Genomic DNA, 24,348 nt, shown 5'->3' with positions numbered 1-24,348 from the left:
CCCGGGTGCCCAGGCAGGCGACACCTCGTGGTGGGCCGCCTTGCGACGGCCGCGCGCCGCTCCCCCGGGGTCGCTTCCCCGTGCGCCAGTCGCGGTGCGCGAGGCCAGTCTAACGGGGGGTGTGCGGCGTGACCTTTCTTCGCATACCGTCCGCTCAACGGGATTTTCTCGCCCGGGATCGCCCGCATACCGAACGGAGTCAATGGTGACCCCCACGACGTCCACGGAACGCAGCATCGCCGTCGCCGAAGCCCACAGCGCGCACAACTACCACCCGCTTCCCGTCGTCGTGGCCTCCGCCGAGGGGGCCTGGGTGACGGACGTGGCGGGCAAGCGCTACCTGGACATGCTCGCCGGGTACTCGGCGCTCAACTTCGGCCACCGCAACCGCCGCCTGATCGAGGCGGCCAAGGCGCAGCTCGACCGGGTGACGCTGACCTCGCGCGCCTTCCACCACGACCGGTTCGCCGACTTCTGCGCGCAGCTCGCCGAGTTCTGCGGCAAGGAGATGGTGCTGCCGATGAACACCGGCGCGGAGGCCGTCGAGACGGCGGTCAAGACCGCCCGCAAGTGGGGGTATCAGGTCAAGGGCGTCCCGGACGGCCGGGCGAAGATCATCGTGGCGGACAACAACTTCCACGGGCGGACGACCACCATCGTCTCCTTCTCCACCGACCCGGAGGCGCGCGCCGACTACGGCCCGTACACCCCGGGCTTCGAGATCGTCCCGTACGGCGATCTGGCGGCGCTGGAGGACGCGGTGGACGAGGACACCGTGGCGGTGCTGATCGAGCCGATCCAGGGTGAGGCGGGCGTGCTGATGCCGCCTGCCGGGTATCTGCCGGGGGTCCGGCGGCTGACCCGCGAGCGCGGGGTGCTGTTCATCGCGGACGAGATCCAGTCCGGCCTGGGCCGCACCGGCCGGGACTTCGCCTGTCAGCACGAGGACGTGGTGCCGGACGTGTACGTGCTCGGCAAGGCGCTGGGCGGCGGCATCGTGCCGGTGTCGGCGGTGGTCTCCTCCCGTGAGGTGCTGGGCCTGTTCCGGCCGGGCGAGCACGGTTCGACGTTCGGCGGGAACCCCCTCGCCTGCGCGGTGGCGCTGGAGGTGCTGGCGATGCTGCGGACCGGCGAGTACCAGCAGCGCGCCACCGAGCTGGGCGAGCACCTCCACCACGAACTGGGGCTGCTGGTGGGCGGCGGCGCGGTGGACGCGGTGCGCGGGCGCGGGCTGTGGGCCGGGATCGACATCAGCCCGGCCCTGGGGACCGGCCGGGAGATCTCGGAGCGGCTGCTGGAGCGCGGTGTGCTGGTCAAGGACACCCACGGCAGCACGATCCGGCTGGCGCCCCCGCTGGTGGTCGGCAAGGAGGACCTGGACTGGGCGCTGGACCAGTTGCGGGCGGTGCTGGGCGGGTGAGCGCGGGGCGCGCCGCGCGCCCGTACCGGGCCACCCGCCACGCGGGCGCACCGCGCCCGTACCGGCCGCGCGGCGCGCCTAGAGGATCACATGGGGCACGAAGCGGGCGTACTCGTCCGTGACCAGCCCCGCCGACTCCCGGATGCCGAGCCCCGCCGCCTCGTCCTCGACGACCCACGCCCCGAGTACCACCCGGTTGCCGTCGAAGTCGGGCAGCGGGGCCAACTCCTGGTAGCAGCACGGCTCGTCGCGTACGACGGGGGCCGTGCCCGGCTCGTGGACGGTGACGCCGGCGCCCTCGCGGCCGAGCAGCGGCTTGGCCACGTACCCGGGTCCGGCCGCCAGTTCGCGCGGCCCGTCGAGGTGGGCGGGCAGCAGGTTCGGGTGCCCCGGGTACAGCTCCCACAGGATCGCCAGCAGCGCCTTGTTGGACAGCAGCATCTTCCAGGCGGGCTCGATCCACAGGGTGCTGCCGGTGCCGCCGCCGTTGTCGAGGGTGTCGAGCACATGCGGTCCGAAGGCGTCGGTGGCCAGCCACTCCCACGGGTAGAGCTTGAAGCAGGCCCGGATGAAGCGCAGCCGCTGGTCGACGAAGCGGCCGGAGAGGTGGTCCCAGCCGATCTCCTCGACCGGGATCGCCACCGTCTCCAGCCCGGCCTGGCGCGCCGTCTCCTCCAGGTAGGCGACGGTCATCAGGTCCTCGCCCAGTTCGTCACCGGCCGAGTGCGCGAAGTGCACCGGCGCGCCGGGCGGCAGCAGTTTCGCCTGCTTGCGCCACGCCTCGACCAGCCGTTCGTGCAGCGAGTTCCACTGGTCGGCGCCGGGGAACCGTTCCTCCATCCAGAACCACTGCGGGCCCGCCGCCTCGACCAGCGAGGTCGGCGTGTCCGCGTTGTACTCCAGCATCTTGGCGGGCCCGGTGCCGTCGTGGCGCAGGTCGAACCGCCCGTAGAGGGTGGGCAGTTCGGCGCGCCGGCGCCAGGACTCGGCGACCAGGTCCGCCAGCCGGGGGTCGTCGATGCCGAGGTCGGCGAAGCGCCGGTGTTCGACGATGTGTGCGGCGGCGGCCAGGCACATGGCGTGCAGTTCCTCGACGACCGCCTCCAGCGCCTCGATTTCGGGCAGCGAGAAGGAGTAGTACGCGCTCTCGTCCCAGTACGGGCGCAGCGAGTCGTCCGGGTAGCGGGTCAGCGGATAGATCAGGCCCTGCGCCTCGACGGTCTGCTGCCAGCCGGGGCGTGGCCGTGCGGTGTGCCGCTTCACGAGGAGGTCCTCCCGGTCCACGGCCGGGCCCCCGCCCGCTGCGGTGCCGTCAGCTCTCGCACCGCCGTCACCCGCCGCTGGAGCCGGAGCAGCCGAAACCGCCGCGGTTGACGGCCGTGCTCTTGCTGAACGTCCCGGAGTCGGCGTAGCGGCCGTTGACGTCGGAGCCGTAGTACCACTGGCCGTCGGTCTTCTGCGCGCGCCCGGCGGTGCCCTTGTTCTTGCCGTACGACGATCCGGTGCCGCCCGTACCGCTGGAGCCGCTGGACCCGCTGTTGGATCCGCAGGACTTGGAGTCGATGACCCGGTAGCCCTTGACCGCGTCGTAGCTGTTGCGGTCGACGCAGCGCTTGTCCGGTTCCGAGCCGCAGGAGGTGAGCGCTGCCGCCAGCGCCCCCATGCCGCCCAGGATCACCGTGCTCGACCGCAGCCTCCGCCGCGCCTTCGTGTGCTCTGCCATCCCTGCCGTCCCCCGTACATCTGTGGCAACTGTTTTCGGCCGGTTCAGACTAAAGGCCACGGCCCGGCAGGCCGTAACGGGCCCGTGGCGGGCACCGCGCCTACAGTCGATGTGTGCTGCTTGGGATGATCTGTGCGCTCGGTTCGGCGGTCTGCTTCGGCACGGCGTCGGTCCTCCAGGCGGTGGCGGCCCGCGCCACCGCGTCCGGGACCGGCTCCGGTGTGGACCCCAGGCTGCTGCTGCGCGTCCTGCGCCAGTGGCGCTATCTGGTCGGCCTCGCCCTGGACGGCTGCGGCTTCCTCCTCGAACTGGTGGCGCTGCGCTCGCTGCCGATCTACGCGGTGGGCGCGGCCCTCGCCGCCAGCCTCGCCGTGACCGCGGTCGTCGCCGTGCCGCTGCTGCGGGTACGGCTCAGCCGGGCGGAGTGGACGGCCGTACTGGTGGTCTGCGGCGGGCTGGCCCTGCTCGGGCTGGCCTCGGGCGCGGAGGGGACGGACACGGGATCCACCGCGCTGCGCTTCGGGGTGCTGGCCGTCGCGCTGGCGATCCTGGCGTGGGGCGCGCTCGCCGGGCGGCTGCCCGACCGGGCGCGGGCCGCGGCGCTGGGGCTCGGCGCCGGGTTCGGCTTCGGCGTCGTGGAGGTCGCCGTCCGCCTGATCCCCGGCCTGTCACCGGCGTCACTCGTGTCCAACCCCGCCACGTACGCCCTGCTCGTCGGCGGTGGCGCGGCCTTCCTGCTGCTGACCTCCGCCCTCCAGCGCGGCTCGGTGACGGCGGCCACGGCGGGCATGGTGATCGGCGAGACGCTCGGACCGGCGCTGGTCGGCGTGGTCTGGCTCGGCGACCGGACGCGCGCCGGACTGGCGCCCCTCGGCTTCGCCGGGTTCGCACTGGCGGTGCTGGGCGCCCTCGCGCTGGCCCGCTTCGGCGAGGCGGCGGAGGGGGTGGGGGTGGGGGTGCAGGGGGTGGTGGAGGCGCCGGTGACGGCGGAAGCGTCAGATGCGGCGGCACCCGCCAACAAGGCTGGGGAGCCCGCCACCAGCACCCGAGAGACGGCCGACCCGGCCGGACGCCCGGCCCCCAGCGGGCTACAGCGCGGGCGGCAGGACCCGTAGCAGCGCTTCCAGGGCCCCGGAGAAGGCGTGGTCGGGCGGCCTGCCGTACGTCACGACCAGGGCGTCACGCGGCGCCGCGCCGCCCGCCTCCGAGGGCGTGGGGTGCGCGAAGCGGGCCAGCCCTTCCAGGGCGAGGCCCTGCCAGCGGGCGGCCTGGACGACGGACTGCTCGGTGCCGGGCGGCAGTTCGAGGACGACGTGCAGGCCCGCCGCGATGCCGCTGACCCGGATGTGCGGCGCCTGTTCGGCCAGCGCGTCGACGAGCTGGTCGCGGCGGCGCCGGTAGCGCAGCCGCATGCCGCGGACGTGCCGGTCGTACGCGCCGGAGGCCAGGAACTCGGCGAGGGTGAGCTGTTCCAGCGCGGCGGTCTGCCACTCCCCCGTCTTCTTGAGGGCGAGCACGGGGTCGACGAGGTGGTCCGGGAGCACCATCCAGGCCAGCCGCAGCGCGGGGGCGAGGCTCTTGCTGGCGGTGCCGAGGTAGGCGACACGTTCGGGGTCCAGTCCTTGCAGGGCGCCCACCGGCTGCCGGTCGTACCGGAACTCGCCGTCGTAGTCGTCCTCCAGCACCAGGCCGCCACTGGAGCGCGCCCAGTCGACGACGGCGGCGCGGCGGTCGGGGTGCAGCGGCACGCCGGTGGGGAACTGGTGCGCCGGGGTGAGGAGCGCCGCCCGTACGCCGGGCAGGTCCGCCAGCCGCCCGGTGTCCGCTCCGTGCCCGTCGACCGGGAGCGGGCTGACCCGCAGGCCGGCGCGGGCCAGCACGTCGCGGTGGAAGTACAGGCCGTACGCCTCGGTGCCGATCTCCCGGACGCCCGAGGCCCGCAGGGCGCGGGCGAGCAGGCCGAGGCCCTGCATGAATCCGGTGCAGACGACGACGTTCTCGGGGTCGGTCCGTACGCCGCGGGCGCGGGCCAGGTAGTCGGCGAGCACGGTGCGCAGTTCCGGGCGGCCGAGCGGCGGGCCGTAGCCGAACGCGTCGTTGGGGGCGGTGGTGAGCGCGCGGCGGGCGGCCGCGAGCCAGGCGGTGCGGGGGAAGCCGGAGACGTCCGGGGTGCCGGGCCGCAGGTCGTAGCGCGGGCGGTCGGGCACCCGGGCCGGGGCGGCGCGCCGGGCGGCCGGTGCGGAGCGGGGAGCTGCGGTGCGGGACGGTCCGGTGCGGCGGGCCACGCGGGTGCCGGAGCCCTGCCGGGCACTGAGCCAGCCCTCGGCGACCAGCTCGGCGTACGCGTCGGCGACGGTGTTCCGGGCGATGCCGAGGTCCACGGCGAGCGAGCGGGAGGACGGCAGGCGGGTGCCGGGCGCCAGGCGGCCCGTACCGACGGCTTCGCGCAGGGCCCGCATCAGGGAGGCGCGCAGTCCCCCGGGACCGGCGAGGTCCAGATGCAGGTCGCGGCCGAAAGTGGCCCAGGAATCGTCCATACGAATGGACCATACCCGTGCGCCAATGGCGGCGTAGCGTCGCAGCCATGACGACGAACGAAAGCCCACAGCAGCAGCACCAGCACCACCGGCCACGCATCGCCATCGCCCGCAACGCGCCCGAGGTCTACCGGGCGATGGTCGCGCTCGACGCGGCCGCCAAGAAGGGCCTGGACCCGGCGCTGGTCCACCTGGTGAAGATCCGCGCCTCGCAGATCAACCACTGCGCCTTCTGCATCGACATGCACGTCAAGGAAGCCCGCAAGGAGGGCGAGACCGAGGAGCGGGTGTACCTCCTCAACGCCTGGGAGGAGGCCGGCGCCCACTACACCGGGAAGGAGCAGGCCGCCCTCGCCCTGACCGAGGCCGTCACCGTCCTGACCGACGGTTTCGTACCGGACGCGGTGTACGAGCGCGCCGCGGCCCACTTCGACGAGGCGGAACTGGCCCAGCTCATCGCCCTGATCACCACGATCAACGCGTGGAACCGCTTCGGCGTGACCACCCGTATGACCCCGGGGCAGGCGTGATGACGGCCGCCGACGGCTCCGCCCGGCTCGACTTCCACCAGCTCGCCCCGGGGATCTACCAGCCCCTGCTGGCCGCGCACATCGCCGCGAAGAAGGGCCTGGGCGACCTCGCCCTGGCCGAACTGGTGCTGATCCGCGCCTCGCAGATCAACCACTGCGCCTTCTGCATCGACATGCACGTCAAGGACGCGCAGCGGGCCGGAGTGTCCGAGGAGCGCATTCACCTCCTCGACGCCTGGGAGGAGGCCACCGGGCACTACACCGCCAGGGAGCAGGCCGCCCTCGCCCTCACCGAGGCCGTCACCGTCCTGACCGACGGCTTCGTACCGGACGCGGTGTACGAGCGCGCCGCCGCCCACTTCGACGAGGCCGAACTGGCCCACCTGATCGCCCTGATCACCACGATCAACATGTGGAACCGCATCAACGTCGCGGTCCGCCAGCCCATCGGCAGCCTGTCGTGACGGCTGCGGCGCTGCGCGCCCTCCACCACGGCCGGGCCGCGGACGACCCGCTCGTCCTGCCCGGCCCGTGGGACGCGGAGAGCGCGCGGATCTTCGCGGATGCCGGCTTCCCGGCCCTGGCGACGCCGAGCGCGGGGGTCGCGGCGTCGCTGGGCCACGCGGACGGGAGCACACCGCCGGACGAGATGTTCGCGGCGGTGGCCCGGATCGTACGGGCCGTGGACGTGCCGGTGACGGCGGACCTGGAGGCCGGGTACGGGCTGCCCGCGCGGGAGCTGGTGGAACGTATCGCCGCGACGGGTGCGGTGGGCTGCAACATCGAGGACGGCGACAGCGGCACCGGGGCGCTCACCGACGTGGAGCGGCAGGCGGACCGGCTGGCGGAGATCCGGGCCGTGGCGGGTGACGACCTGGTGGTCAACGCCCGGACCGACGTGTTCCTGCGCGGCGCGGGCGGTGGCACGGACCGGGCGGCGCAGGTGGCGGAGGCGGTACGGCGCGGCCTGCGGTACGCCGCCGCCGGCGCGGACTGCGTCTACCCGATCCTCGCACCGCCGGAGGTCCTGCGGGAACTGGCGGACCGTATCGGGCTGCCCGTCAACGCCCTCGCCGTACCGGGCGGCCCGTCCCCACGCGAACTGGGTGCGGCGGGCGCGTCCCGGGTCACCTTCGGCGGCGGACTGCACCGGCAGGCGATGGACTCGGTACGGGCCACGGCTCAGGCGCTCCGTACCGGCTGACGTGCCGTGGGCCCGTACCGGCTGACCCGGCGTACGGGCCGGAGCCGGGCGGGGGTGGTGACGGCGTACGCCACCGCCCCCCGCGCGGTCACTTCTGCGCCTCCCGTTCCGCGACGATCGCGGCCAGGGTCGCGGTGATGTCGGCCTCGGAAGCCGCCTTGGTGAGGCCGAGGCCGTGCAGCACGCCCGTGCCGTCCTCCAGTTCCAGCAGCGCGAGCAGGATGTGCTCGGTGCCGACGTAGTTGTGGCCCAGGCGCAGGGCCTCGCGGAAGGTGAGTTCCAGCGCCTTCTTCGCCTGCGCGTCGAACGGGATCAGGGCGGGCTGCTCCCCGGGCGCCGCGTCCGGCAGCGCCTCGGCCGCGCGCTGCCGTACGGAGTCCAGGGTGACGCCCTGCGCCACGATCGCCCGCGCCGCGAGGCCGTCCGGGTCGGCCAGCAGCCCGAGCAGCAGATGCAGGGTGCCGATCTCGACGTTGCCGGCCGCGCGGGCCTCGTTCTGCGACGCCACCACCACGTTGCGGGCTCGGTCGGTGTACCGGCTGAACCCCTGGCTGGGGTCGAGGTCCGACGCCTCACCGGGCGTCTTGGGCACGAACCGCTTCTGCGCCGCCTGCTTGGTGACGCCCATGCTCTTGCCGATCTCCGTCCAGGAGGCGCCCGAGCGCCGGGCCTGGTCCACGAAGTGGCCGATCAGGTGGTCGGCGACCTCGCCGAGGTGGTCGGCGGCGAGTACCGCGTCGGTGAGCTGGTCCAGCGCGTCGGTGTGGACCTTCTTGATGGCCTCGATCAGGTCGTCGAGGCGGATCGCCGGGGTGCTGCGGATGGGTTCCGTCATGCGTCAACCGTAAGTTGACGACGAGGTTGCGTCAACCCCTGGTTGACGATCTCTGGCTTTATTGGAGTGCCCGCTCTACTATTGCGGGGATGCGTACCGTCAATCCCGAAGAGCACGCCCGCAAGCGGGCCCACATCCTCGGCGCCGCGGCCGGAGAGTTCGCCGCGTACGGCGTCGACGGCACCTCCACCGCGCGCATCTGCCGGGCCGCCGGGATCGGATCGGGCACGCTCTTCCACTACTTCGCCACCAAGCGCGACATCTTCCACGCGCTGTTCAGCGACGACCTGCCGCGCAACGCCGAGGCATGCGCCCGCGCGACCGCCCAGGACCGGCCGGACGACGGCATCCGCCTCCTCGTGGACCACCTGCTCGCCGACCTCGGCGACCCGCTCGTGCCGGGGCTCGCGGCCGCGGTCGTCTTCCAGGTCAACCGGGACGAGGAGTTCGCCCAACTGGTGAGGGCCGACACCGCCCAGATACGGGCCGCCCTGGACACCCTGGCGGCACGGCTCGCCGACGAGGGGCGACCGCTGCCGTTCCCGCCCGGCCGGGTGGCCGCCTGGATCCAGGGCCTGCTGGACGCCGCCTACCTGGCCGCCGGCGAACCGGACTTCGACCCCGCGGCCCACGCGGCCGAGCTGCGGCGGATCATCGCCTGGCTGACCGGCGGCGGGGCCCCCGGCGCACTCCCCCCGCCCCCCGGCGCACCGCCCCCGCCCGGCATCTGACCCCGCCCGCACCCACCAGAGGGAGAACCGGCCGATGTCCTCCGGCAACCCGGCACCCAAGGCTTCCGCACCCAAATCCTCGGCACCCAAGGCCCCTTTGGCCAAAACTCCACTCCCCAAGGCTCCACTCTCCAAGACGCCGCCGGCCACCGACGCGACCGCCGTCGGCCCCACCACCGGCGAGCGCGCCCTGTTGTGGGCCGGCTTCCCCGTCCTGGGGGCGATCGCGCTGTGGCTGCTCAGCAGGGCGGCCGGTTGGGTGGCGTCGCTGCCGTGGGCCCCGCTGCAAGGGCCGTTCAAACTGGTCGCGTCCGCGCCCGAACCGCTGCTGTCGGTCGCCGCCGTGGCCGTCGGCCTCCTCCTGGGCCTGGTCATCGCGTTCTTCGCCGAGCTTGAGTACGTGACCGCCGAGATCGGCCCCGAGCAGGCCGTCCTGACCGTCGACAGGGTCACCCGCACGGTGCCGCGCGCGGAGACCGCCGCCGTCTTCCAGGACGGCAAGCACCTGGTGCTGCTCGGCCACGACTCCCGCGAACTGGCCCGACTACGCGGCGACTTCGACACGGACCGCTTCGCGGCGGCCTTCGAGCAGCACGGATACCCGTGGCGGCCGGACGGTGACCCGTACGCCACCGACTTCCGGCGGTGGGTCACCGCCCAGCCCGACCTGTCCGCCGGCGCCCACGCCCTCCTCAAGGCCCGGGCCCACGCCCTGAAGAAGAACGAGAAGGAAGACACCGAACAGCTCAGGGCCGAACTGGCCGAACTGGGCATCATCGTCCGGGAGGACAAGAACAGGAAACAGCATTGGCGCCGGGTCCGGCAGGATCAGAACGGCCGGGACGGGCGCGGCACCGGCGCTTGACGGCGTGCCGCCTTCAGCCTGCCGCATCGATGGCGCGCGCGAGTACGGAACACACCTCGGCAAGGGTCGGCCGGTCTTCCGGCACGGGACTCAGCAGGGCTTCGATCAACTTGCCGAACACCCCCGGGACGGTCACCGGGCGATGCGCAACGGTGGCGACGGCCTTTCGTTGCACCGGGCGCGGGGCATCGTCCGGTTACTCGACATGTCTCCACCCGGTTGCGCTGATGAACGGCGACGCACCGGACCCGTACACGTCCGACGCCGTGGGTGGGACAGCCGTGCCCGTCTTGAGGATGCTGCGGGAGATCTCGGGGCTCTCGTAATGGACAAGACAGCCCGGGCAGGGAAGCCCGGTTCAGTGCCCAGGAAGTGCCGGAGCCGCGCGGGAGCCGGCCCCATGAGGTCGGCATCACGACAGTGGCGTTGGTGCCCGTTTACGAGAGCCGAGGGGACCTTGCGGGACCTGCGGACCGGTTCACAGCGATGGCTTTGAAGAACGTGTAGTGGAAGGTTCCGTCGTGGGCGGTCCGGTGCAGGTCTGCGATCCCCTGGTCCCAGTCAGCCGGAGTGATCAGGGCGGCGGCCAGCGCGTCGTCCCGAACGGATTCGACCATCGCGATGAAGGTGTTGCGGATGAAGCCGTCGACCCACCCCGGCCGGGACTGGTCGGCATAGACCGTGCGTGGACGGACTTCAACGCTGTCGTATCCGGCGCCGGCCAGCAACGGCCGTAGTTGCCTGCCGAGCAGCGCATTGCCTCCGGCTGCCGCCTGGAGGCGGACCTGGCAGTCGATCACTGCCTGGGCATACGCGCTGTCAGGGTGGAAGACCACCGATCCGTGGTCCCCCTCGATCAGGGTGATGGTGCCCCCGGGCCGCAGCACGCGCCGTAGTCCGGCCAGCGCTCGCCGGGGATCCGTCAGGTGTTCCAGGACGAAGCACACGAAAGCGTGGTCGAACTCCCCGTCAGCGAAGGGAAGGTCGAACACGTCTGCGCGGTGCCACTCCACCTGTGCCTCGGGCGCGATGCCGGCGACGTGGGTGCGGGCCTGCGCGAGCGACTCCTCGGACTGGTCGACCGCGACGATGTGCGCTCCGGGGCTGGAACGGAGCAGATGGACCGTCTGGGCACCTACCCCGCAGCCGAGCTCCAGCACTCGACTGCCGGCGGGGTAGGTGGTTCCGGCGTGCAGTAGCTGCGCCAGTGTGTCCGCCTGGTCGCCCAGCCGACGGCCTTCACGCTGTGAGTATCCGTGTACGTAGCCGGCTGCCGGGGCCGGGGTGGAGGGTGCTGTGGTGGTGTTCATGGGCCCACCCTGCTGCCACTATGGACCGGTGAACAGATCCAATGAGGGCACTCCTCACCGGTCCATAGTGTCCGGGGCCGACTTCCTTCATCTGGCCATCGGCGAGGCGCCGAGCGGCGGGAAGTCCGAGTGGCTGGCCCAGCAGATCCGGCTCGCGCTGGCGGACGGGCGACTGCCGGTGGGAAGCAGGCTGCCGGCCACGCGGGTCCTGGCCGGCGAACTGGGCACATCGCGTGGCGTGGTCACCGAGGCCTACCAACGCCTGGTCGAGGACGGATATCTCGCCGGGCGAGGGCGCAACGGAACGATCGTCGTCGGCGCACCCGCGACGACGACAGCAGCCAAGCCTCCTACGCCCGCCAGGCCGCCGTCACCTCGCGCAGTGTTCACCGCCACGCCCGATGCAGGCGTCTTCGACGCGATGCGCACGACTCGGGCCCGGATCGACTTCTCCCCGGGGCTTCCTGATCTCGCCGCGTTCCCACGAGCGGCGTGGCTGCGCGAAGAACGCCGCGTCCTGGCTCGCCTTGCGGCATCCGACCTGGGGTACGGAGATCCACGCGGTACGCCGGCGCTCCGCGTGGCCGTCGCGAACTGGATCGCCCGTAATCGCGGTATCCGGGCGGACCCCGGCGAAGTCCTCATCGTCGCCGGTACCGCCCAGACGCTCACCCTCGTGGGGCAGGCGCTGCACAGTGACGGCATCTCCGCGGTGGCGATGGAGGACCCCGGCTCCCTGGGAGCCCGTCAGCACTTACACAACTGCCGTTTGGACACCCCGCCCGTCGCGGTCGACTCAGAAGGGGTGTGTGTCGATGAACTGCGCGCCACGGGCGCAGCGGCCATTTTCCTGACACCCGCACACCAGTTCCCCACCGGTGTCGTCCTTCGCGGCAGCCGTCGCAGCGAACTGACGCGCTGGGCAAGTGAAAGCGGCGGACTGATCATCGAGGATGACTACGACGCCGAGCACCGCTACGACCGGGCACCTGTGCCGGCCCTGCGGTCCGTGCTCGCGAATAACGTCTTCTATGCCGGGAGCGTGTCGAAGCTCCTCGCCCCGGCCCTGCGCATCGGGTGGGTTCTCGCCCCGCCGCAGTACCGCGACGCGCTCCTGGACGCCAAGCGGTTCGCCGACCTCGGTAACGCCGCCCTGCCACAACTCGTTCTTGCCCAGTTCATGGAATCCGGCGCGCTGGAACGTCAGTTGCGCCATCTTCGCAGGCACCACCGCCGCCGCCGGGACGCCATGGTCAGAGCCGTCGCTGCTCACCTGCCAGGCGCGATCGTGCACGGTGCCGCAGCGGGCCTGCACCTGACCATCACCTTCGAGGCCGGGTTCGCTGACACCGACGTCGCAGCCGCGGCACTCGCGCGCGACGTGAAAGTGCACCCCCTGTCCTGGCACTGCCAGCGTCCCCGTCAACCGGGACTGGTCCTGGGCTACGCCGCGAGCACGCCAACCGACATCAGCGAAGGAGTGGCGACACTCGGCGAAGTACTCAGACGGATGTCCTGACGGGATGATCACGGGTCGTACGCTCCTGGACTCTGGCCGGGGAGCGTGACGGTGGCGGCCGCCGGGCGGTGGGCGCGGACGTGGACGTGGACGGCCGCGACCTCGGGTTCGGCGAGCCGGGCCGGGGGCGCCGGGGCGGACCGCTCAGGACGGGCGCGATGGCGATGTCGACGGCGGTCGGGACGCTGGAAGACTCGTGCACTGCCCGAATGGCATTCGCTACGCACGGTATTCGAGCAGTCACTCCTGGTGGCGTAGCGGCGGTTGGGGTGTCGGGAGTGTGGGGGCGCGGAACGTTTTGCGGTGCCGCGGTGTGCCGCCGGGGCCCGACAGGGTGATGGTGATGCGGCGGGCGGTCGGCCGGAGGGCCGACCCCCCGCCCTGCGCCCTTTGCGCCTCCCGTGCCGGATGTCGCGCCGCGGGCGGAGTCCTGGCCGCTGTTGCGCAACGTGCGCGACAGCGGCGGTGGGAGGGGCGTGCGCTATCGGGATGGGGTGAGACGGTCGAGCAGACGCTGGGCAAGGGGGCCGGCGGAGGCCGGGTTCTGCCCTGTGAAGAGGTTGCGGTCTTCGACGACGTGCGTCTGCCAGGGCTGGGAGGCGGCAAGGAAATGGGCGCCGCGTTTGGTCAGGGCCTGCTGCGCAGTCCACGGCAGCGTACTCAGCAGGCCGACACCGTGTTCCTCGTCGTCGGTGAACGCGGTCATCCGGTATCCGGCGAAGGGCCACTGTCCGCTGGAGGCCATACAGGCGAGTAGGGCGGCGGGCCCGTGGCAGACCGCGGCGATGGGCTTGTCACGGTGGTGGAAGTCGGTGAGCAGCCGTCCGCCGTGGGGGTCGGCCCACAGGTCGACCATCGGTGCGTAGCCGCCGGGGATGAAGACGGCGTCGAAGGGCTCGGAGGACAGGTCACGCAGCGCCGCCGGTGTGTTCAGCCGGCCTTCGAGGGCGGTGACCTCTTGGCGCAGGGTGTGGCACCGTTCGGGGGACAGGCCGGTGCCCTCCGGGGTAAGGCCGGAGGGCTCGGGGGCGGCGGGACGCGCGTCGGGTGTGGCGAAGGTGAATTGCGCGCCGCCGCGGGCGAAGAGGCCCAGGGGCTCGATGACCTCTTCGGGCCAGAACCCGATGTCCCTGGAACGTCCGTCGGTCAGGGGCATCCGGGTGGCGCCCGACAGCATGATCAGAATGTGTGGCATGGGGCCCTTTCGTGTCGGGGCCGGGGCGGGGCCCGTCGGCGTCCTCGCCCCGGCCCGGATGGTGTCAGGTGGTGTGCTCCGGCGCGGCTTCTTCGGTGTACAGGCCGAGGGCCTGCAGGAGCGGGAATTCGTTGGTGGAGAAGAGCACCGCGTCATCGTCGGGGTGCCGGTTGGTGTGCGCGTGCCAGGCCCACGAGGGCACGCAGAACGTGTCGCCGGCCGACCATTCGAAGTCGGTGCCGTCGATGGTGGTCGTGCCCTGGCCGCGGGCGGCGATGTAGATGACCGAGCCGGTGTGTCGGTGGGTGCGGGTGGTCTCACCGCCCCGAAGAAGCTGGAGTTTGCATCCGGTGGTCGGGGTGACCGGGCCTCCGGTGGCGGGATTGGTGTACTCCAGGATGACGCCGTCATAGGGGCTGTGGTGTCCCGCGCGGGCCGCCGCGTCCAGCGCTTCTTGGCACTTGTCCCATGGATAGGTGTGGAGAGGGGACGTCTGCCGGCTGCGCCGTGTGTCGGGCAGCAGGAGGCCGCCCCAGGTGGCGAAGGTGTCATTGGCCGGTGTTGATGGCAAGTGGGTCTTGTCAGGGTGCAGTTCGAAGAAGTTGGCGCCCAGGGTGTTGACGAGCGGGTCGTTGGTGCAGTCCTGCCAGATGACCAAGCCGTCGTCGGCGTCGTTGCCATGCTCGTGCCACAGGCGGCTGGGGGTGACGATGACATCACCGGGGCTGACCGTTATCCGGTCGCCGTTGACGGCCGTCCACCCGCCGTGGCCCTCGTGGACGAAGCGGATGGCAGATGCGGCGTGCCGGTGACAGGTCATGGCTTCGCCGGACTTGAGGGCCTGAAGACCTGAGTAGAGGTGCCCGCAGGCGGCCTCGTACTCCCGGTGTCCAGGATTGAGGTGGGTGAGCACCCGCAGGGCGGCATCGTCCCCTTTGACGAAGTTGGCAGCCTCCAGGACGAAGGGGCGCAGGTTGGCGTAGCGCCACATGCAGGGCCGCGACCGGGGGGCCGGGGTCCAGGGGAGAGCGTCGTTGACGGCCTCCCACCGTCCGATGGCGTAGAACGCCGAGAGGCGCTCCGCGAAGGTATCGGGTTCGGCGGTCTGCACGGTCGTCGTGGTCATCGTTTGCTTCCCTCCTCCGCGGCTGCTGCGGTGGTCAGCTCGTGCCACAGCCCGTCAATGTCCTCCGCACCCGTGTGGATGTTGCCGATCGAGACACGGATGACGTAACCGGCCGGGGTGACGGTGTGGGAGACAAAGGAGCGCCGGCCGGCGTTGACGCGGTGGTGGATACGGCGGTTGAGTTCGTCGGTCTCTTGGGGGCCCAGACCGTCCGGGGCGTAGCGCAGGCACACCAGGGGGAAGGGAGTGTCGGGGTTGGTGACCTGCCAGCCCGGGGCATTCGCAGCCGTCTTGCGCAGTTGGTCCGCCAGGTCGGCGGCGGCCGAGAGCCGTTGGGCGATGCCCTGGCTCCCGAAGGACTTGATGATCCACCACAGTTTCAGGGCCCGGAACTGGCGGCCGAGCTGCAGCGAGTAGTTCATGAAGTCGACGCTGCCGTCTTCATGGCGGGTCGTGAGATATTCCGGCACCAGCCGGAAGGTGTTGGTCAGTGCGTCGGGATGGCGGCACAGCAGGGCGCTGGCTTCCATGGGGCACAGCAGCACCTTGTGCGGGTTGGCCACCAGCGAATCGGCGGGCGACAGGTCCGGCAGGTGCGGGCGTACCCGGTCGGCAAGGCGCCAGAATCCGCCATAGGCGGCGTCCACGTGCAGCCACACTCCATGCCGGGAGCACACCTCGGCGATCGCAGCGATCGGGTCGATGGCGCCGGTAGAGGTGCTGCCGACATTGGCGACCACGGCCAGGGGCCGGTGGCCGGCACGCAGGTCGCTGCGGATGTGGGCGTCCAGGGCCGCGGGGGCGAGGGTGCCGTCGGCCGCGCTTGCGATGCGTACGACGTTGTCCAGGCCCAGGCCGAGGGTGATGGCCGCCTTGTCGACGCTGCTGTGCGACTGATCGGAGGTGTAGATGCGCAGGACCGGTGCCCCGGCCAGGCCGCTGCGGCGGATGTCGAGGCCGTCAAGGTGTTCGCGGGCCGCGGCCAGCGCGTACAGCGTCGCGAGCGACGCGCCGTCCACGAGGACGGCGTCGCCGTCGGCCGGGTAGGCGAGCATGTCCGCGAGCCAGCCCAGAACGGTGGTCTCCACCGCCGCGGCCGCGGGTGCGGCGTCCCACAGCATCACGTTGACGTTCAGTGCTGCGGTGGCCATCTCGGCGAGGATGGCGGGTCCGCTGGAGCTGTTGGAGAAGTAGGCGTGGAAGCGGGGGTGGTTCCACAGCGTCAGGTTGGGCCGCAGGTCACGCCAGGTCTGCGTGAGGATGTCGGCGAAGGCTTCCGGTTCGGTGGGCAGCGGCTGGTCGAACAGGGCGTGTATCTCCTGCGCCGAGCGGCCGGTGGTGACCGGCAGCGAACGCAGTGCCTCGAAGTGGTCGCGCAGTTGGGACAGCAGCAGACGGCCGTTGTCCTCCAGCTCCTGCGGAGACCAGTCACCCACCGCATCGGCCGGGGGCGCCGCGCCGGCTGCCTCCTGGACCAAGCCGGTGCGATCAGTGGTGGTCATGCTCGACCTCCACGGGGAGCTCGGCGGCGTAGCGGATCGTGCGCGGCCGGGTGCAGTACTGCGCTATGAGCGGCTGGACGATCGGCTCTTCGGTCTTCAGCAGGTCGGCATGGTCCTCCGCGCTGCGCCACGGGTAGACCCAAGTGACGACGTTGGGCTCCTTCTCGTCCTGCAGGAAGGTGGCGTGCCCGTTCCACCCCGGGTGGCCGTGAGCGTTCTCCCCGATCGCGTCGTCGATGATCTGCATGGTCCGGGTCGCCTGCCGCGCGGCCTCGTCGGTCAGGTACCAGGTCTCAACGATGGTGAAGGACATGCCAGTCTCCTCGTCACTCACTTCTCGGATGCGGCGAAGTACTCCTGGAGCAGGGACTTGCCGCCGGGAACGAACTTTTCGCAGATGAGCTTGTGGTTGGCGCGGTTGCGTGACTGCTCCTGCCACAGGCGCTGGGCGGCCTCTTGCACCTCTGCGGGAGCCGAGCCGGTGCGGACGGCCTTCTTCAGCGGGCTGCGGACGTCCTTGAGCAGGCGGAGCATGCGCTCGTGATCGGTGTTGAACTTGCCGGAGAACCCGGGGCTGACCCAGGGCGGCTCCATCGCTGGCCGCAGCAGGTCCGAGTACGCAGCCCGCGGGAAGTCCGAGGCATAGCGCATGGACGCCGTCGACGCCCGGTACAGCCGGGTCAGCACGTCCAGCAGCCGCCGGCAGGTGGGCCAGTCCTCCTCGTCCACGGCCGTGTGCAAGGCGACGAGATGGGTGTTCATCACGGTCAGGTGCAGATGGAAGACGTGGTGTCCCAGCTTCCAGCGGCGCACCGCGGTTTCCTGCTCCGGGGTGAGTGCCATGGGTCGCTCCTGGTGGTGCGTGGTCACTGATCGGTCGTCAGGCTCACGGCGTGCTGCAACAGCAGCGTGATGCCGTCGAGGAGGTCGGCACGGTCGGCTTCGTCGAGGTTGGTGCTGCTCAGGTCGTCGGTGACCTTGCGGGTCACGGACAGGGTCTGCGCCACCCACGTGGTGGTGGAGACCTCGTCGTGCCGGATACGGAAGAACGAGTCGTACTCGTCCGGGCCGCTGACGCCACCGGGTGCCTGTCCGTCCCGCGGGATGCTGACAGGGGCGATGAGGCCGTAGTCGTCGGCCGAGGGCTGATCCATGCGATTCCCTTCTGCAGAGGGGGGAGCCAAAGCCGCGCCGGTCGTGCGGCAGCGCTAGGGCACAGAGGGGCTTGGCGTTGTGTTGCGTACCACCTGCCGCCGCAGCTCAGGTCGTGGTGGTACGGGGGGCGCGGTTGCTGGCCCACACCGCGCCGATGACCAGAGCGCAGCCGCACAACTGCGCGTAGGTGGGGGTCTCGTGAAGGATGAGCAGGGCGAAACCGATCGCCATGACAGGCTGGAGCAGCAGCAGAGCGGCTGTGGTGTTCGCCGACAGATGCGGGCCGCCCTTGCTGATCAGCAGCCATGCCGCCACCTGGCCGAGGAGCGCGAGGGCAGCGATCCACCCCCACGAGGCGGCCGGGATGGACAGCGGCAGACCGGTGGTGAGCACGCTGATCAGGCCGGAGGTGACGGCCGCCGAGGCGGTGGACAGGCACACGGGGCTGACCAGGTGCCGGTTCGAGCGCTGACCGGACAGCCTGCTGAGGTACAGATACACGGCGTAGGCGACTCCGGCGCCGACGCCCAAGAGCGCGCCCCGCACGGGATGACTGGCCTGCTGGCTGGAGTTGAGTACGCCGCCGGCCAAGGCGATGCCGGCGAGCATCAGCGGGCAGGCCCACAGGAAGCGGCGCGGGATCTTCGTGCCGTCGAACAGGCGGGCCAGCAGGGGGAAGACGATGACTTGCACGTTGATGAGCACGGTGGAGATGGCCGCGCCGATGTCCAGGATGCTGATGGTCCACATCACATAGTCGGCCCCCAGGAAGATCCCCGCGATGACCGCGTACCGGCGCAAGGGTCGCGGCAGCGCTCCCTGGCGCCGGGTCTCGTGCACCAGCAACGGGACGAGAGGGACCAGAGCGATCGCGCAGCGCAAGAAGGCCGCCGTGCCGGCGTTGACGTGGGCGAGCTTGACGAAGACCGCGGAGGCCGACAGGCAGGCGGCACCACCGATGATGAACAGACCGGCCACCGTTCGGGGCTCCGGCCTGTCTCGAAAGGCGGCAGACGAAGGACGGGTTTCGGGCGCAACATCCACAACCAGCACCCTGCCACCCAAGATCCCACAGCACTATTTACTGTTTGTTCGCTGCATTGCATAGTCTCGCTCACGTGTTGTCTTGGGAGAGATTACGAGTGTTCGCGGCCGTGGCCGAGCACGGATCGATACGCGCCGCTGCCGAGAAGCTGCATGTGACCGGTCCTGCGATCTCGCAGCATCTCCGCCGCCTCGAACGGGAAGCCGGCTGCAAGCTCGTCGAACCGTCCGGGCGCGGCATCCGCCTCACCCACGCCGGGCGAGTGCTGGCCTCCTCCGCGCAGAAAATGTCCGCCGTGGCCGCCCACGCCACCATGGACCTCGCCGCCGTCAGCGGTCTGATCGCCGGCCCACTGCGCATCGGGGCCGTCGCCTCCGCCCTACGCTCCTTGATCCCACGCAGCCTGGTGGCCCTGACCGGCCGTCACCCGCGGCTGGCACCGGAAGTGCGCGACGGCGAGGCGGCGCACATGCTGCCCGAACTGCACACGGGAAATCTCGACGCCGTGGTCATGGAAAGCTGGACCCACGCACCGACCCATATCCCGCCCGGCACCCACACCCACACCCTGGTGCACGAGCAGGCGCTGCTGGCCGTACACCCGCGTCACCCGCTGGCCCACCTCCAGGAGGTGCCCCTGGACAGCCTGCACGATCTGACCTGGGCCAGTTGTCCGCCGGGCAGCGACGCCCACCAAGCCCTCGAACAACTGCTGCGCCGATACACCGTCTCCGACGCAGAGGTCCGCTACTGCGTGGCCGACTACACCACCCAGCTCGAACTGGTCGCCGCCGGACTCACCACCGCACTGGTACCGCGGATGGCCGCCCCCGCCGGAGACAGCCGGGTCCGTCTCATCCCGTGCCGACCGGCGGTGACACGCACCATTGCGGTGGCCACCGCGCAGACCAACACCACCCCGGCCGTCCACGCCTTCGTCGCCGAGATGGCCCGTACCGCCCACACCGAGACCCGGTGACGGGCCGCAGACCTGACCTCCCGTGACCGGGCCCCAGTCCTCACAGGCGCACCCGCCCGGGCCCGGTCACGGCACGAGGGCGATGCCGCCGTCCACCCGCAGGTCGATCCCGTTGATGTACCCAGCCAACGGACTCGCGAGAAACGCCACGGCGGCCGCGATGTCCGCGCCCGTACCCAGGCGGCCCACCGGATTGGGTGCGTACTCCTTGGCCACCTCCGGCTCCAGGTCCTCCCACTCGGTGGACCGGCCCTGCTGCGCAGCCTCCTGCTGAAACATTTCGCGCATGCCATCCGTCGCGATCACACCCGGGCTCACAGCATTTGCCGTGACCCCCGTGCCGGCCAGGTGCCGGGCCAACGAGGTGGTCATGTTCACCACCGCCGCCTTGGCCGCCGAATACTCCACCATGTTGGGCAACGGCGTCGTCGCAGCCCGGCTGCCTACATTGATGACACGTCCCCAGCCGCTTTCGCGCATGTGGGGCAGCAGGGCGCGGATCATCCGCACACCGGGAAGGACGTTGCCGTTGACCGCGTCCCACCACGCCGAAGGCTCAGCCGTCTCCCAGTCGTTTTCGACGAACGGGCCGGCGTTGTTGACCACCACATCCGCCCGCCACTCCCGCGCGGCATCCGCCACCGCGGCAGCAGACGTCTCCTCCGTCAAGTCCCCCAGTACGACGTCCGCTGCTCCGCCCCGGCCGCGCAACTCCTGGGCCAAGTCCTCGGCATGCTCCCGGTCACGGCCGTGCACCAAGACGGCACAGCCCTCCTTCGCCAACCGGCGGGCGATTGCCGCACCGATGCCCCTACTGCTCGCGGTGACCACTGCACGTCGTCCAACAAGATCAAGGTCCATATCCGGCAGGCTAATAGGACTCCGTCAGGTGTGGGGGGATCTCGTTGTTTTTTCGCCGGTGGAGCGGGGGAGCGACCGGTGGCTGACCGAAGCCGGCTCCGAAGCCGTGGAAGCCACCGGGCTGCCGGCCGAACGCCCCTGCCGTATGAGCCGGCAGGCAGCAGCCGACAGGCGTTCGCTCCGCTCGGCCGGTGCCATTGGCACTGACGCCGACACAGCATGACCCTCGGCCTCGTGGATTACGGGACAGCCCTTGCCGTACCCGGTCATGAGGGTGGGCACAGCCGGCTGATCGGCGGCCATCCCGTTCACGGAGCCCAGGGGCCGTCGTCAGAGCGGCACCGAGGCCCCGCCGGCTCAAACGTTCTCCCCAGGGGGTCGGAGGACCTGAAATCTGGCAATCTCGTGGCGCGTGAACACCGTGTGGCCGGTCTCCACGGAATGTCCGCGCGCCCAGTCCTGCGGGGGCACGATGCTCATCCACGTACTGGACTTGGCGCCGCACGGATTGCCGTCGACGGGCGTGACGCACTCCGCGGTGACCTCTTTGGTACCGGTGATCTGGACGGTCAGGCGTTCGGATTCCCGGAGCGGGGCCGGGGCAGCGTCACTGCCATCACCGGTGCGCAGGTAGAGCACGCCGTCATGCCCGCGCGCGTGCATGAGCCGGGTGAGGTGATCACGGCTGGGGCTGGTCATTCGTTATCACCGTTCCTGGCGGTGCGCTTATGAGACAAGGGAATTCACTCCTCTCGGTGACGGCTGCACTACGGGCAGGTTCAGCGTGGTCTAGAGTCGGAAATCGTTCAACTTGCGTCCTGTGAACGGACAGTTGGGTGGTGGCCGTTGAACCGTAACGAGTTGGACCCTGACCGCTCGCCGAAGGCGCGGTTCGGCGTCCGTCTGCGCACATTGCGGGATGAGCACGGGTGGACACAGGAGGAACTGGCCGAGCGCTTGGGGTACTCCGGGACACACATTTCCGCCGTCGAAAATGGTCGCCGCCCTCCAACTTCCCGCTTCGCGGCGAGGGCGGACAAGGTGCTGGGGACCGGCGACCGGCTCGAACGCCAGGGGCAGGCCATGCGCAACCCCTCGATACTCGAAGGGTTTCCCGAGTACGTTGCCCTTGAGGTGCAGGCGGTGGAAATCAGGCTCTTCGAGCTGGGAATCATCCCTGGCTTGCTCCAGACCCCGGAGTACGCGGCAGCGATCGCAACGGGCGCTGTGCGGCGGGGAGCAATCACAGAGCAGCAGGCGGAAGAACGGCTGGCCTTGTTGGCCAAGCGGCAGGCGTCTCTGGAACGGTCTCCCGCGCCACTGATCTACGCAGTGCTGGACGAGAGCTGCATCAGACGGACAGTGGGAGGCGCCAGCGTCATGGCGGCGCAACTGGACCGGCTTACCGCGTTCGCCGAACTACCCTCCACAGTTCTTCAACTGGCTCCGTTCGACCTCGGTGAACGGCGATCTTTCGACCTGCCCGTAACCCTTGTGGCGCTTGCGAACAGAACCCATATCGCGTATGCCGAGTCCTCTCAACAGGGGCGGCTGGAGCGAGACATCAGGTTCGTACAGCCCCTGTTGACGGCCTACCATCAGTTGCAGGCCGAAGCGCTCTCTCAGGCGTCTTCTGTGGCCCTCATCGAACAGTTACGAAAGGGCAGCCCGTGACCACCGATTCCCCCCGCTGGTTCAAGTCCTCGTACAGCAGCAACGGCGGCCAGTGCATAGAGGCCGCCACCAACCTCGTCGCCTCGCGCGGCGTGGTCCCCGTCCGTGACTCCAAGAACCCGGGTGGGCCGCACCTGACGCTCAGTGTGGGCGCCTGGGCCGGGCTGATCCAGTTCGCCCGGCAGGCCGCCGTCTGACCTCGGCCGGCCCCGGTCCCGGCCCCGTCGCTTCCTCGTGGGAGCGGCGGGGCGTTCGTTCACGCGAACTTGCGGCTGATCCCGTCGAAGACGCGCTTCGCTTCCGCGCCCAGGTGGGGGCCGGCGAGCCAGGTGTGGTTCAGGGAGCCTATGGAGCTGTTGGAGACCAGGTAGGTGCGGCCGCCGTAGTTGGTGAACCAGCCACCGCCGGAGGTGCCGCCGGTCATCGTGCAGCCGATGCGGTACATGGCGGGGGTGCCCTGGGCCATCGTGAGGCGGCCGGGGCGGGCCGGGCAGTTCATCATCCGGGCGCCGTCGTAAGGGGGCGCGGCCGGGTAACCGAACGCCTGGAGGCCGCTGACGCGGTCGGCGGAGGGCGCGCCGAACCAGACGGGCAGGGCGGCGCCGACGGTCTCCTGGAGCGACTTGCCGCCGCCGCGTTCCGGCTTGACGTGCAGGACGGCGAAGTCGTACGCGGAACCGGCGTTGCCGGACTTGGTGCTGCCCATGTCGATCCACTCACCGGAGGTGGTGATCCAGTTCGCCCACCACACCCCGTACGGCGCGACCTCCTGCGCCGGGGCCCGGCCGACCTGGCTCATGGGCAGGCCCTGGTCGTTGTAGGACGGCACGAAGACGATGTTGCGCATCCAGCCGCCGCTGCGGCCGGTGTGCACGCAGTGGCCCGCGGTCCACACCAGGTTGGACTTGCCGGGGTGTGCCGGGTCCTCGACGACGGTGCCGGAGCAGACCATCGGGCCCTGCGGACTGTCGAACATGATCTTCCCTATGGGCGCCATGTGCTGGTGATAGGGGCGCGCGACCTGCCGGGCCTGGACCGGGCGCGGTTCCGGGTCGCTGCCGCCGAGGTCGCCGGCGCTCCGGGTGGTGACGTCCGGCGTGTTCCTGGCCTCGGCCATCCGGGACGGGTTCCACAGGTCCTTGATAACGGGATTGGCGAACTCGGACGCCTTGCGGGCCCACTGGTCCCAGTCCTTCCAGCCGCCCTTCTGCCACTTCTTGACGTCGTCGAGGCCGGTGGGCAGCCCACTCGGCAGGTCGGGGCCGCCCGCGTCCGCACCCGCCCCGCCGTCCTTGTGCTCCGCGGCCGCCGAACTGCCCGGCGCTGCGGCGGCCTTGTCGTCGGCCGGGCCACAGGCGGTCACGGTGGCGAGGAGTGCGACCGCCGCGGCGGCGGCCGCGACGGTACGGCGTATGGCAGGCATGGAGCGGTTTCCCCCTGGTACGTCCGGTGAGGTGTCGTGCGGTCGGCATGCCCCCGGCCGGGGGCGCCTCTACTATGCCTGTGCTCCGCACGGGGGCTGTGACGAGGGGCTGCGCGCACCATGGAGATTTTTCCGGAACATGACCTGCGGACGCCGCGGATGCGGCTGCGGTGGCTCACCGAGGACGACGCGCCCCGCCTCGTCGCGCTGCACGGCGACCCGGACGTCATGCGTTTCCTCGGCGACGGACGGCCCGTACCGCCCGCCGAGGTCCTCGGACGGACCCTGCCGGTGATGCTGGCCCGGCACGGCCACCGGAACCTGCTCGGCTACCGGGCCGCCGAGGACGCGGCCACCGGGGACTTCCTCGGCTGGTTCGAACTCGTTCCGGCAGGCCGGGGGCGCCGCGGCGAAGTCGAGCTGGGGTACCGGCTGTTCCCGTCGGCGTGGGGGCGGGGCTACGCCACCGAAGGGTCCCGCGCCCTGGTCCGCGCGGCGTTCACGGTGTGCGGGGCGGAGCGCGTCATGGGCACCACCATGGCGGTCAACACCGCGTCGCGGCGGGTCATGGAGAAGGCGGGGCTGCGCTACGTACGGACCTTCTTCGAGGAGTGGCCCGACCCCGTCGAGGGCGCGGAGCAGGGCGATGTGGAGTACGCCCTGGAACGGGACGACTGGCGGGCCTGAAGGCGGCCCGGCGGGCCCCTCGGCACC

The 24,348-nt window shown here is 71.0% G+C and carries 27 protein-coding genes and 1 pseudogene; 12 read left to right on the top strand and 16 right to left on the bottom strand.

Translation table 11 applies throughout. From position 1 onward, the window contains the following. Window positions 1-202: 202 nt before the first annotated feature. On the top strand, window positions 203-1,420 hold the full coding sequence (gene rocD / locus ACH4EB_RS24870) for an ornithine--oxo-acid transaminase (protein WP_398349827.1): 1,218 nt from the start codon (window positions 203-205) through the stop codon (window positions 1,418-1,420). Between the two features lie 78 nt (window positions 1,421-1,498). Here the strand turns inward: rocD and ACH4EB_RS24865 are convergent, their stop codons facing one another. Further along, on the bottom strand, window positions 1,499-2,683 hold the full coding sequence (locus ACH4EB_RS24865) for a glutathionylspermidine synthase family protein (RefSeq protein ID WP_398349825.1): 1,185 nt from the start codon (window positions 2,681-2,683) through the stop codon (window positions 1,499-1,501). Between the two features lie 67 nt (window positions 2,684-2,750). Continuing rightward, window positions 2,751-3,143 carry a hypothetical protein gene (locus ACH4EB_RS24860; RefSeq protein WP_398349823.1) on the bottom strand — a complete coding sequence of 131 codons (393 nt, stop codon included), beginning with the start codon at window positions 3,141-3,143 and terminating at the stop codon, window positions 2,751-2,753. A gap of 125 nt (window positions 3,144-3,268) precedes the next feature. Between ACH4EB_RS24860 and ACH4EB_RS24855 the strand changes: the two genes are divergently transcribed. Then, complete coding sequence (locus ACH4EB_RS24855; protein WP_398349943.1) at window positions 3,269-4,258, top strand: hypothetical protein; 990 nt, start codon at window positions 3,269-3,271, stop codon at window positions 4,256-4,258. Here ACH4EB_RS24855 and ACH4EB_RS24850 read toward each other — a convergent pair. Continuing rightward, complete coding sequence (locus ACH4EB_RS24850) at window positions 4,232-5,680, bottom strand: PLP-dependent aminotransferase family protein (RefSeq protein WP_398349821.1); 1,449 nt, start codon at window positions 5,678-5,680, stop codon at window positions 4,232-4,234. The two genes, ACH4EB_RS24855 and ACH4EB_RS24850, sit on opposite strands and share 27 nt — an antisense overlap. 47 nt (window positions 5,681-5,727) lie before the next feature. Here ACH4EB_RS24850 and ACH4EB_RS24845 point away from each other — a divergent pair, with 47 nt between their 5' ends. Genes ACH4EB_RS24845 through ACH4EB_RS24835 form a run of 3 tightly spaced genes read left to right on the top strand, consistent with a single transcriptional unit; the run spans window position 5,728 to window position 7,414 of the window. After that, on the top strand, window positions 5,728-6,210 hold the full coding sequence (locus tag ACH4EB_RS24845) for a carboxymuconolactone decarboxylase family protein (RefSeq protein WP_398349820.1): 483 nt from the start codon (window positions 5,728-5,730) through the stop codon (window positions 6,208-6,210). Further along, on the top strand, window positions 6,210-6,674 hold the full coding sequence (locus ACH4EB_RS24840) for a carboxymuconolactone decarboxylase family protein (protein ID WP_398349819.1): 465 nt from the start codon (window positions 6,210-6,212) through the stop codon (window positions 6,672-6,674). Before ACH4EB_RS24845 ends, ACH4EB_RS24840 begins: the two co-directional genes overlap by 1 nt. Continuing rightward, entirely contained in the window at window positions 6,671-7,414 is a 744-nt protein-coding gene (locus ACH4EB_RS24835; RefSeq protein WP_398349818.1) for an isocitrate lyase/phosphoenolpyruvate mutase family protein, read from the top strand. Before ACH4EB_RS24840 ends, ACH4EB_RS24835 begins: the two co-directional genes overlap by 4 nt. A gap of 88 nt (window positions 7,415-7,502) precedes the next feature. On the opposite strand, the gene ACH4EB_RS24830 is transcribed toward ACH4EB_RS24835, so the two are convergent. After that, entirely contained in the window at window positions 7,503-8,249 is a 747-nt protein-coding gene (locus ACH4EB_RS24830; RefSeq protein WP_398349817.1) for a Clp protease N-terminal domain-containing protein, read from the bottom strand. A gap of 89 nt (window positions 8,250-8,338) precedes the next feature. Here ACH4EB_RS24830 and ACH4EB_RS24825 point away from each other — a divergent pair, with 89 nt between their 5' ends. Together ACH4EB_RS24825 and ACH4EB_RS24820 are read left to right on the top strand one after the other, a co-directional pair. Then, complete coding sequence (locus ACH4EB_RS24825; protein ID WP_398349815.1) at window positions 8,339-8,980, top strand: TetR/AcrR family transcriptional regulator; 642 nt, start codon at window positions 8,339-8,341, stop codon at window positions 8,978-8,980. Window positions 8,981-9,077: 97 nt separating this feature from the next. After that, complete coding sequence (locus tag ACH4EB_RS24820) at window positions 9,078-9,845, top strand: hypothetical protein (RefSeq protein WP_398349814.1); 768 nt, start codon at window positions 9,078-9,080, stop codon at window positions 9,843-9,845. Between the two features lie 13 nt (window positions 9,846-9,858). Here ACH4EB_RS24820 and ACH4EB_RS24815 read toward each other — a convergent pair. Both ACH4EB_RS24815 and ACH4EB_RS24810 read right to left on the bottom strand, forming a co-directional pair. Then, a pseudogene (locus ACH4EB_RS24815) lies at window positions 9,859-10,194 on the bottom strand (protein kinase); the annotation flags it as partial. Between the two features lie 88 nt (window positions 10,195-10,282). Then, window positions 10,283-11,155, bottom strand: a complete 873-nt coding sequence (locus ACH4EB_RS24810; RefSeq protein ID WP_398349813.1) for a methyltransferase domain-containing protein — start codon at window positions 11,153-11,155, stop codon at window positions 10,283-10,285. Between the two features lie 28 nt (window positions 11,156-11,183). Here ACH4EB_RS24810 and ACH4EB_RS24805 point away from each other — a divergent pair, with 28 nt between their 5' ends. Continuing rightward, entirely contained in the window at window positions 11,184-12,674 is a 1,491-nt protein-coding gene (locus ACH4EB_RS24805) for a PLP-dependent aminotransferase family protein (RefSeq protein ID WP_398349812.1), read from the top strand. Between the two features lie 481 nt (window positions 12,675-13,155). On the opposite strand, the gene ACH4EB_RS24800 is transcribed toward ACH4EB_RS24805, so the two are convergent. From ACH4EB_RS24800 to ACH4EB_RS24770, 7 genes are all read right to left on the bottom strand, one after another. Further along, window positions 13,156-13,869 (bottom strand): type 1 glutamine amidotransferase domain-containing protein, encoded by a 714-nt coding sequence (locus tag ACH4EB_RS24800; RefSeq protein ID WP_398349811.1) that lies wholly within the window; start codon window positions 13,867-13,869, stop codon window positions 13,156-13,158. A 64-nt stretch (window positions 13,870-13,933) separates the two neighbouring features. Further along, on the bottom strand, window positions 13,934-14,995 hold the full coding sequence (locus ACH4EB_RS24795; protein WP_398349810.1) for a cupin domain-containing protein: 1,062 nt from the start codon (window positions 14,993-14,995) through the stop codon (window positions 13,934-13,936). Further along, a complete protein-coding gene (locus ACH4EB_RS24790) occupies window positions 14,992-16,497 on the bottom strand; it encodes a pyridoxal phosphate-dependent decarboxylase family protein (protein WP_398349808.1) in 1,506 nt (501 codons plus the stop codon). The genes ACH4EB_RS24795 and ACH4EB_RS24790 overlap by 4 nt, the downstream gene beginning before the upstream one ends. Continuing rightward, window positions 16,484-16,810: a hypothetical protein gene (locus ACH4EB_RS24785; protein ID WP_398349806.1), complete on the bottom strand. Its 327-nt coding sequence runs from the start codon at window positions 16,808-16,810 to the stop codon at window positions 16,484-16,486. The genes ACH4EB_RS24790 and ACH4EB_RS24785 overlap by 14 nt, the downstream gene beginning before the upstream one ends. Window positions 16,811-16,827: 17 nt before the next feature. Then, window positions 16,828-17,340 (bottom strand): hypothetical protein, encoded by a 513-nt coding sequence (locus tag ACH4EB_RS24780; RefSeq protein WP_398349804.1) that lies wholly within the window; start codon window positions 17,338-17,340, stop codon window positions 16,828-16,830. 23 nt (window positions 17,341-17,363) lie between these two features. Next, a complete protein-coding gene (locus tag ACH4EB_RS24775; protein WP_398349803.1) occupies window positions 17,364-17,651 on the bottom strand; it encodes a hypothetical protein in 288 nt (95 codons plus the stop codon). Between the two features lie 106 nt (window positions 17,652-17,757). Continuing rightward, on the bottom strand, window positions 17,758-18,630 hold the full coding sequence (locus ACH4EB_RS24770; RefSeq protein ID WP_398349802.1) for a DMT family transporter: 873 nt from the start codon (window positions 18,628-18,630) through the stop codon (window positions 17,758-17,760). A gap of 140 nt (window positions 18,631-18,770) precedes the next feature. On the opposite strand from ACH4EB_RS24770, the gene ACH4EB_RS24765 reads away from it, so the two are divergent. Next, window positions 18,771-19,676, top strand: a complete 906-nt coding sequence (locus tag ACH4EB_RS24765; RefSeq protein ID WP_398349801.1) for a LysR family transcriptional regulator — start codon at window positions 18,771-18,773, stop codon at window positions 19,674-19,676. 66 nt (window positions 19,677-19,742) lie between these two features. Here the strand turns inward: ACH4EB_RS24765 and ACH4EB_RS24760 are convergent, their stop codons facing one another. Then, complete coding sequence (locus tag ACH4EB_RS24760; protein WP_398349800.1) at window positions 19,743-20,537, bottom strand: SDR family NAD(P)-dependent oxidoreductase; 795 nt, start codon at window positions 20,535-20,537, stop codon at window positions 19,743-19,745. 357 nt (window positions 20,538-20,894) lie between these two features. Further along, window positions 20,895-21,236 (bottom strand): hypothetical protein, encoded by a 342-nt coding sequence (locus tag ACH4EB_RS24755; protein ID WP_398349799.1) that lies wholly within the window; start codon window positions 21,234-21,236, stop codon window positions 20,895-20,897. Between the two features lie 147 nt (window positions 21,237-21,383). Between ACH4EB_RS24755 and ACH4EB_RS24750 the strand changes: the two genes are divergently transcribed. Beyond that, window positions 21,384-22,211 (top strand): helix-turn-helix domain-containing protein, encoded by an 828-nt coding sequence (locus tag ACH4EB_RS24750; RefSeq protein WP_398349798.1) that lies wholly within the window; start codon window positions 21,384-21,386, stop codon window positions 22,209-22,211. Then, a complete protein-coding gene (locus tag ACH4EB_RS24745) occupies window positions 22,208-22,408 on the top strand; it encodes a DUF397 domain-containing protein (RefSeq protein WP_398349796.1) in 201 nt (66 codons plus the stop codon). Before ACH4EB_RS24750 ends, ACH4EB_RS24745 begins: the two co-directional genes overlap by 4 nt. Window positions 22,409-22,467: 59 nt before the next feature. On the opposite strand, the gene ACH4EB_RS24740 is transcribed toward ACH4EB_RS24745, so the two are convergent. After that, window positions 22,468-23,634: a trypsin-like serine peptidase gene (locus ACH4EB_RS24740; RefSeq protein WP_398349795.1), complete on the bottom strand. Its 1,167-nt coding sequence runs from the start codon at window positions 23,632-23,634 to the stop codon at window positions 22,468-22,470. 120 nt (window positions 23,635-23,754) lie between these two features. Between ACH4EB_RS24740 and ACH4EB_RS24735 the strand changes: the two genes are divergently transcribed. Further along, entirely contained in the window at window positions 23,755-24,321 is a 567-nt protein-coding gene (locus ACH4EB_RS24735) for a GNAT family N-acetyltransferase (protein ID WP_398349794.1), read from the top strand. Window positions 24,322-24,348 lie beyond the last annotated feature (27 nt).

The organism is Streptomyces sp. NPDC018045 (assembly GCF_044327445.1).
Taxonomy (GTDB): domain Bacteria; phylum Actinomycetota; class Actinomycetes; order Streptomycetales; family Streptomycetaceae; genus Streptomyces.
This window is presented reverse-complemented; position numbering and strand designations above follow the sequence as displayed.

Excerpts from the sequence above, each read along its gene's own strand:
- ACH4EB_RS24740 (WP_398349795.1), bottom strand. The coding sequence starts at position 23,634 with ATGCCTGCCATACGCCGTACCGTCGCGGCCGCCGCCGCGGCGGTCGCA.
- ACH4EB_RS24775 (WP_398349803.1), bottom strand. The coding sequence starts at position 17,651 with ATGGATCAGCCCTCGGCCGACGACTACGGCCTCATCGCCCCTGTCAGC.
- ACH4EB_RS24845 (WP_398349820.1), top strand. The coding sequence starts at position 5,728 with ATGACGACGAACGAAAGCCCACAGCAGCAGCACCAGCACCACCGGCCA.
- ACH4EB_RS24855 (WP_398349943.1), top strand. The coding sequence starts at position 3,269 with ATGATCTGTGCGCTCGGTTCGGCGGTCTGCTTCGGCACGGCGTCGGTC.
- ACH4EB_RS24825 (WP_398349815.1), top strand. The coding sequence starts at position 8,339 with ATGCGTACCGTCAATCCCGAAGAGCACGCCCGCAAGCGGGCCCACATC.
- ACH4EB_RS24810 (WP_398349813.1), bottom strand. The coding sequence starts at position 11,155 with ATGAACACCACCACAGCACCCTCCACCCCGGCCCCGGCAGCCGGCTAC.
- ACH4EB_RS24790 (WP_398349808.1), bottom strand. The coding sequence starts at position 16,497 with ATGACCACCACTGATCGCACCGGCTTGGTCCAGGAGGCAGCCGGCGCG.
- ACH4EB_RS24735 (WP_398349794.1), top strand. The coding sequence starts at position 23,755 with ATGGAGATTTTTCCGGAACATGACCTGCGGACGCCGCGGATGCGGCTG.
- ACH4EB_RS24780 (WP_398349804.1), bottom strand. The coding sequence starts at position 17,340 with ATGGCACTCACCCCGGAGCAGGAAACCGCGGTGCGCCGCTGGAAGCTG.
- ACH4EB_RS24860 (WP_398349823.1), bottom strand. The coding sequence starts at position 3,143 with ATGGCAGAGCACACGAAGGCGCGGCGGAGGCTGCGGTCGAGCACGGTG.
- ACH4EB_RS24785 (WP_398349806.1), bottom strand. The coding sequence starts at position 16,810 with ATGTCCTTCACCATCGTTGAGACCTGGTACCTGACCGACGAGGCCGCG.
- ACH4EB_RS24840 (WP_398349819.1), top strand. The coding sequence starts at position 6,210 with ATGACGGCCGCCGACGGCTCCGCCCGGCTCGACTTCCACCAGCTCGCC.
- ACH4EB_RS24830 (WP_398349817.1), bottom strand. The coding sequence starts at position 8,249 with ATGACGGAACCCATCCGCAGCACCCCGGCGATCCGCCTCGACGACCTG.
- rocD (WP_398349827.1), top strand. The coding sequence starts at position 203 with ATGGTGACCCCCACGACGTCCACGGAACGCAGCATCGCCGTCGCCGAA.
- ACH4EB_RS24800 (WP_398349811.1), bottom strand. The coding sequence starts at position 13,869 with ATGCCACACATTCTGATCATGCTGTCGGGCGCCACCCGGATGCCCCTG.
- ACH4EB_RS24850 (WP_398349821.1), bottom strand. The coding sequence starts at position 5,680 with ATGGACGATTCCTGGGCCACTTTCGGCCGCGACCTGCATCTGGACCTC.
- ACH4EB_RS24795 (WP_398349810.1), bottom strand. The coding sequence starts at position 14,995 with ATGACCACGACGACCGTGCAGACCGCCGAACCCGATACCTTCGCGGAG.
- ACH4EB_RS24760 (WP_398349800.1), bottom strand. The coding sequence starts at position 20,537 with ATGGACCTTGATCTTGTTGGACGACGTGCAGTGGTCACCGCGAGCAGT.
- ACH4EB_RS24755 (WP_398349799.1), bottom strand. The coding sequence starts at position 21,236 with ATGACCAGCCCCAGCCGTGATCACCTCACCCGGCTCATGCACGCGCGC.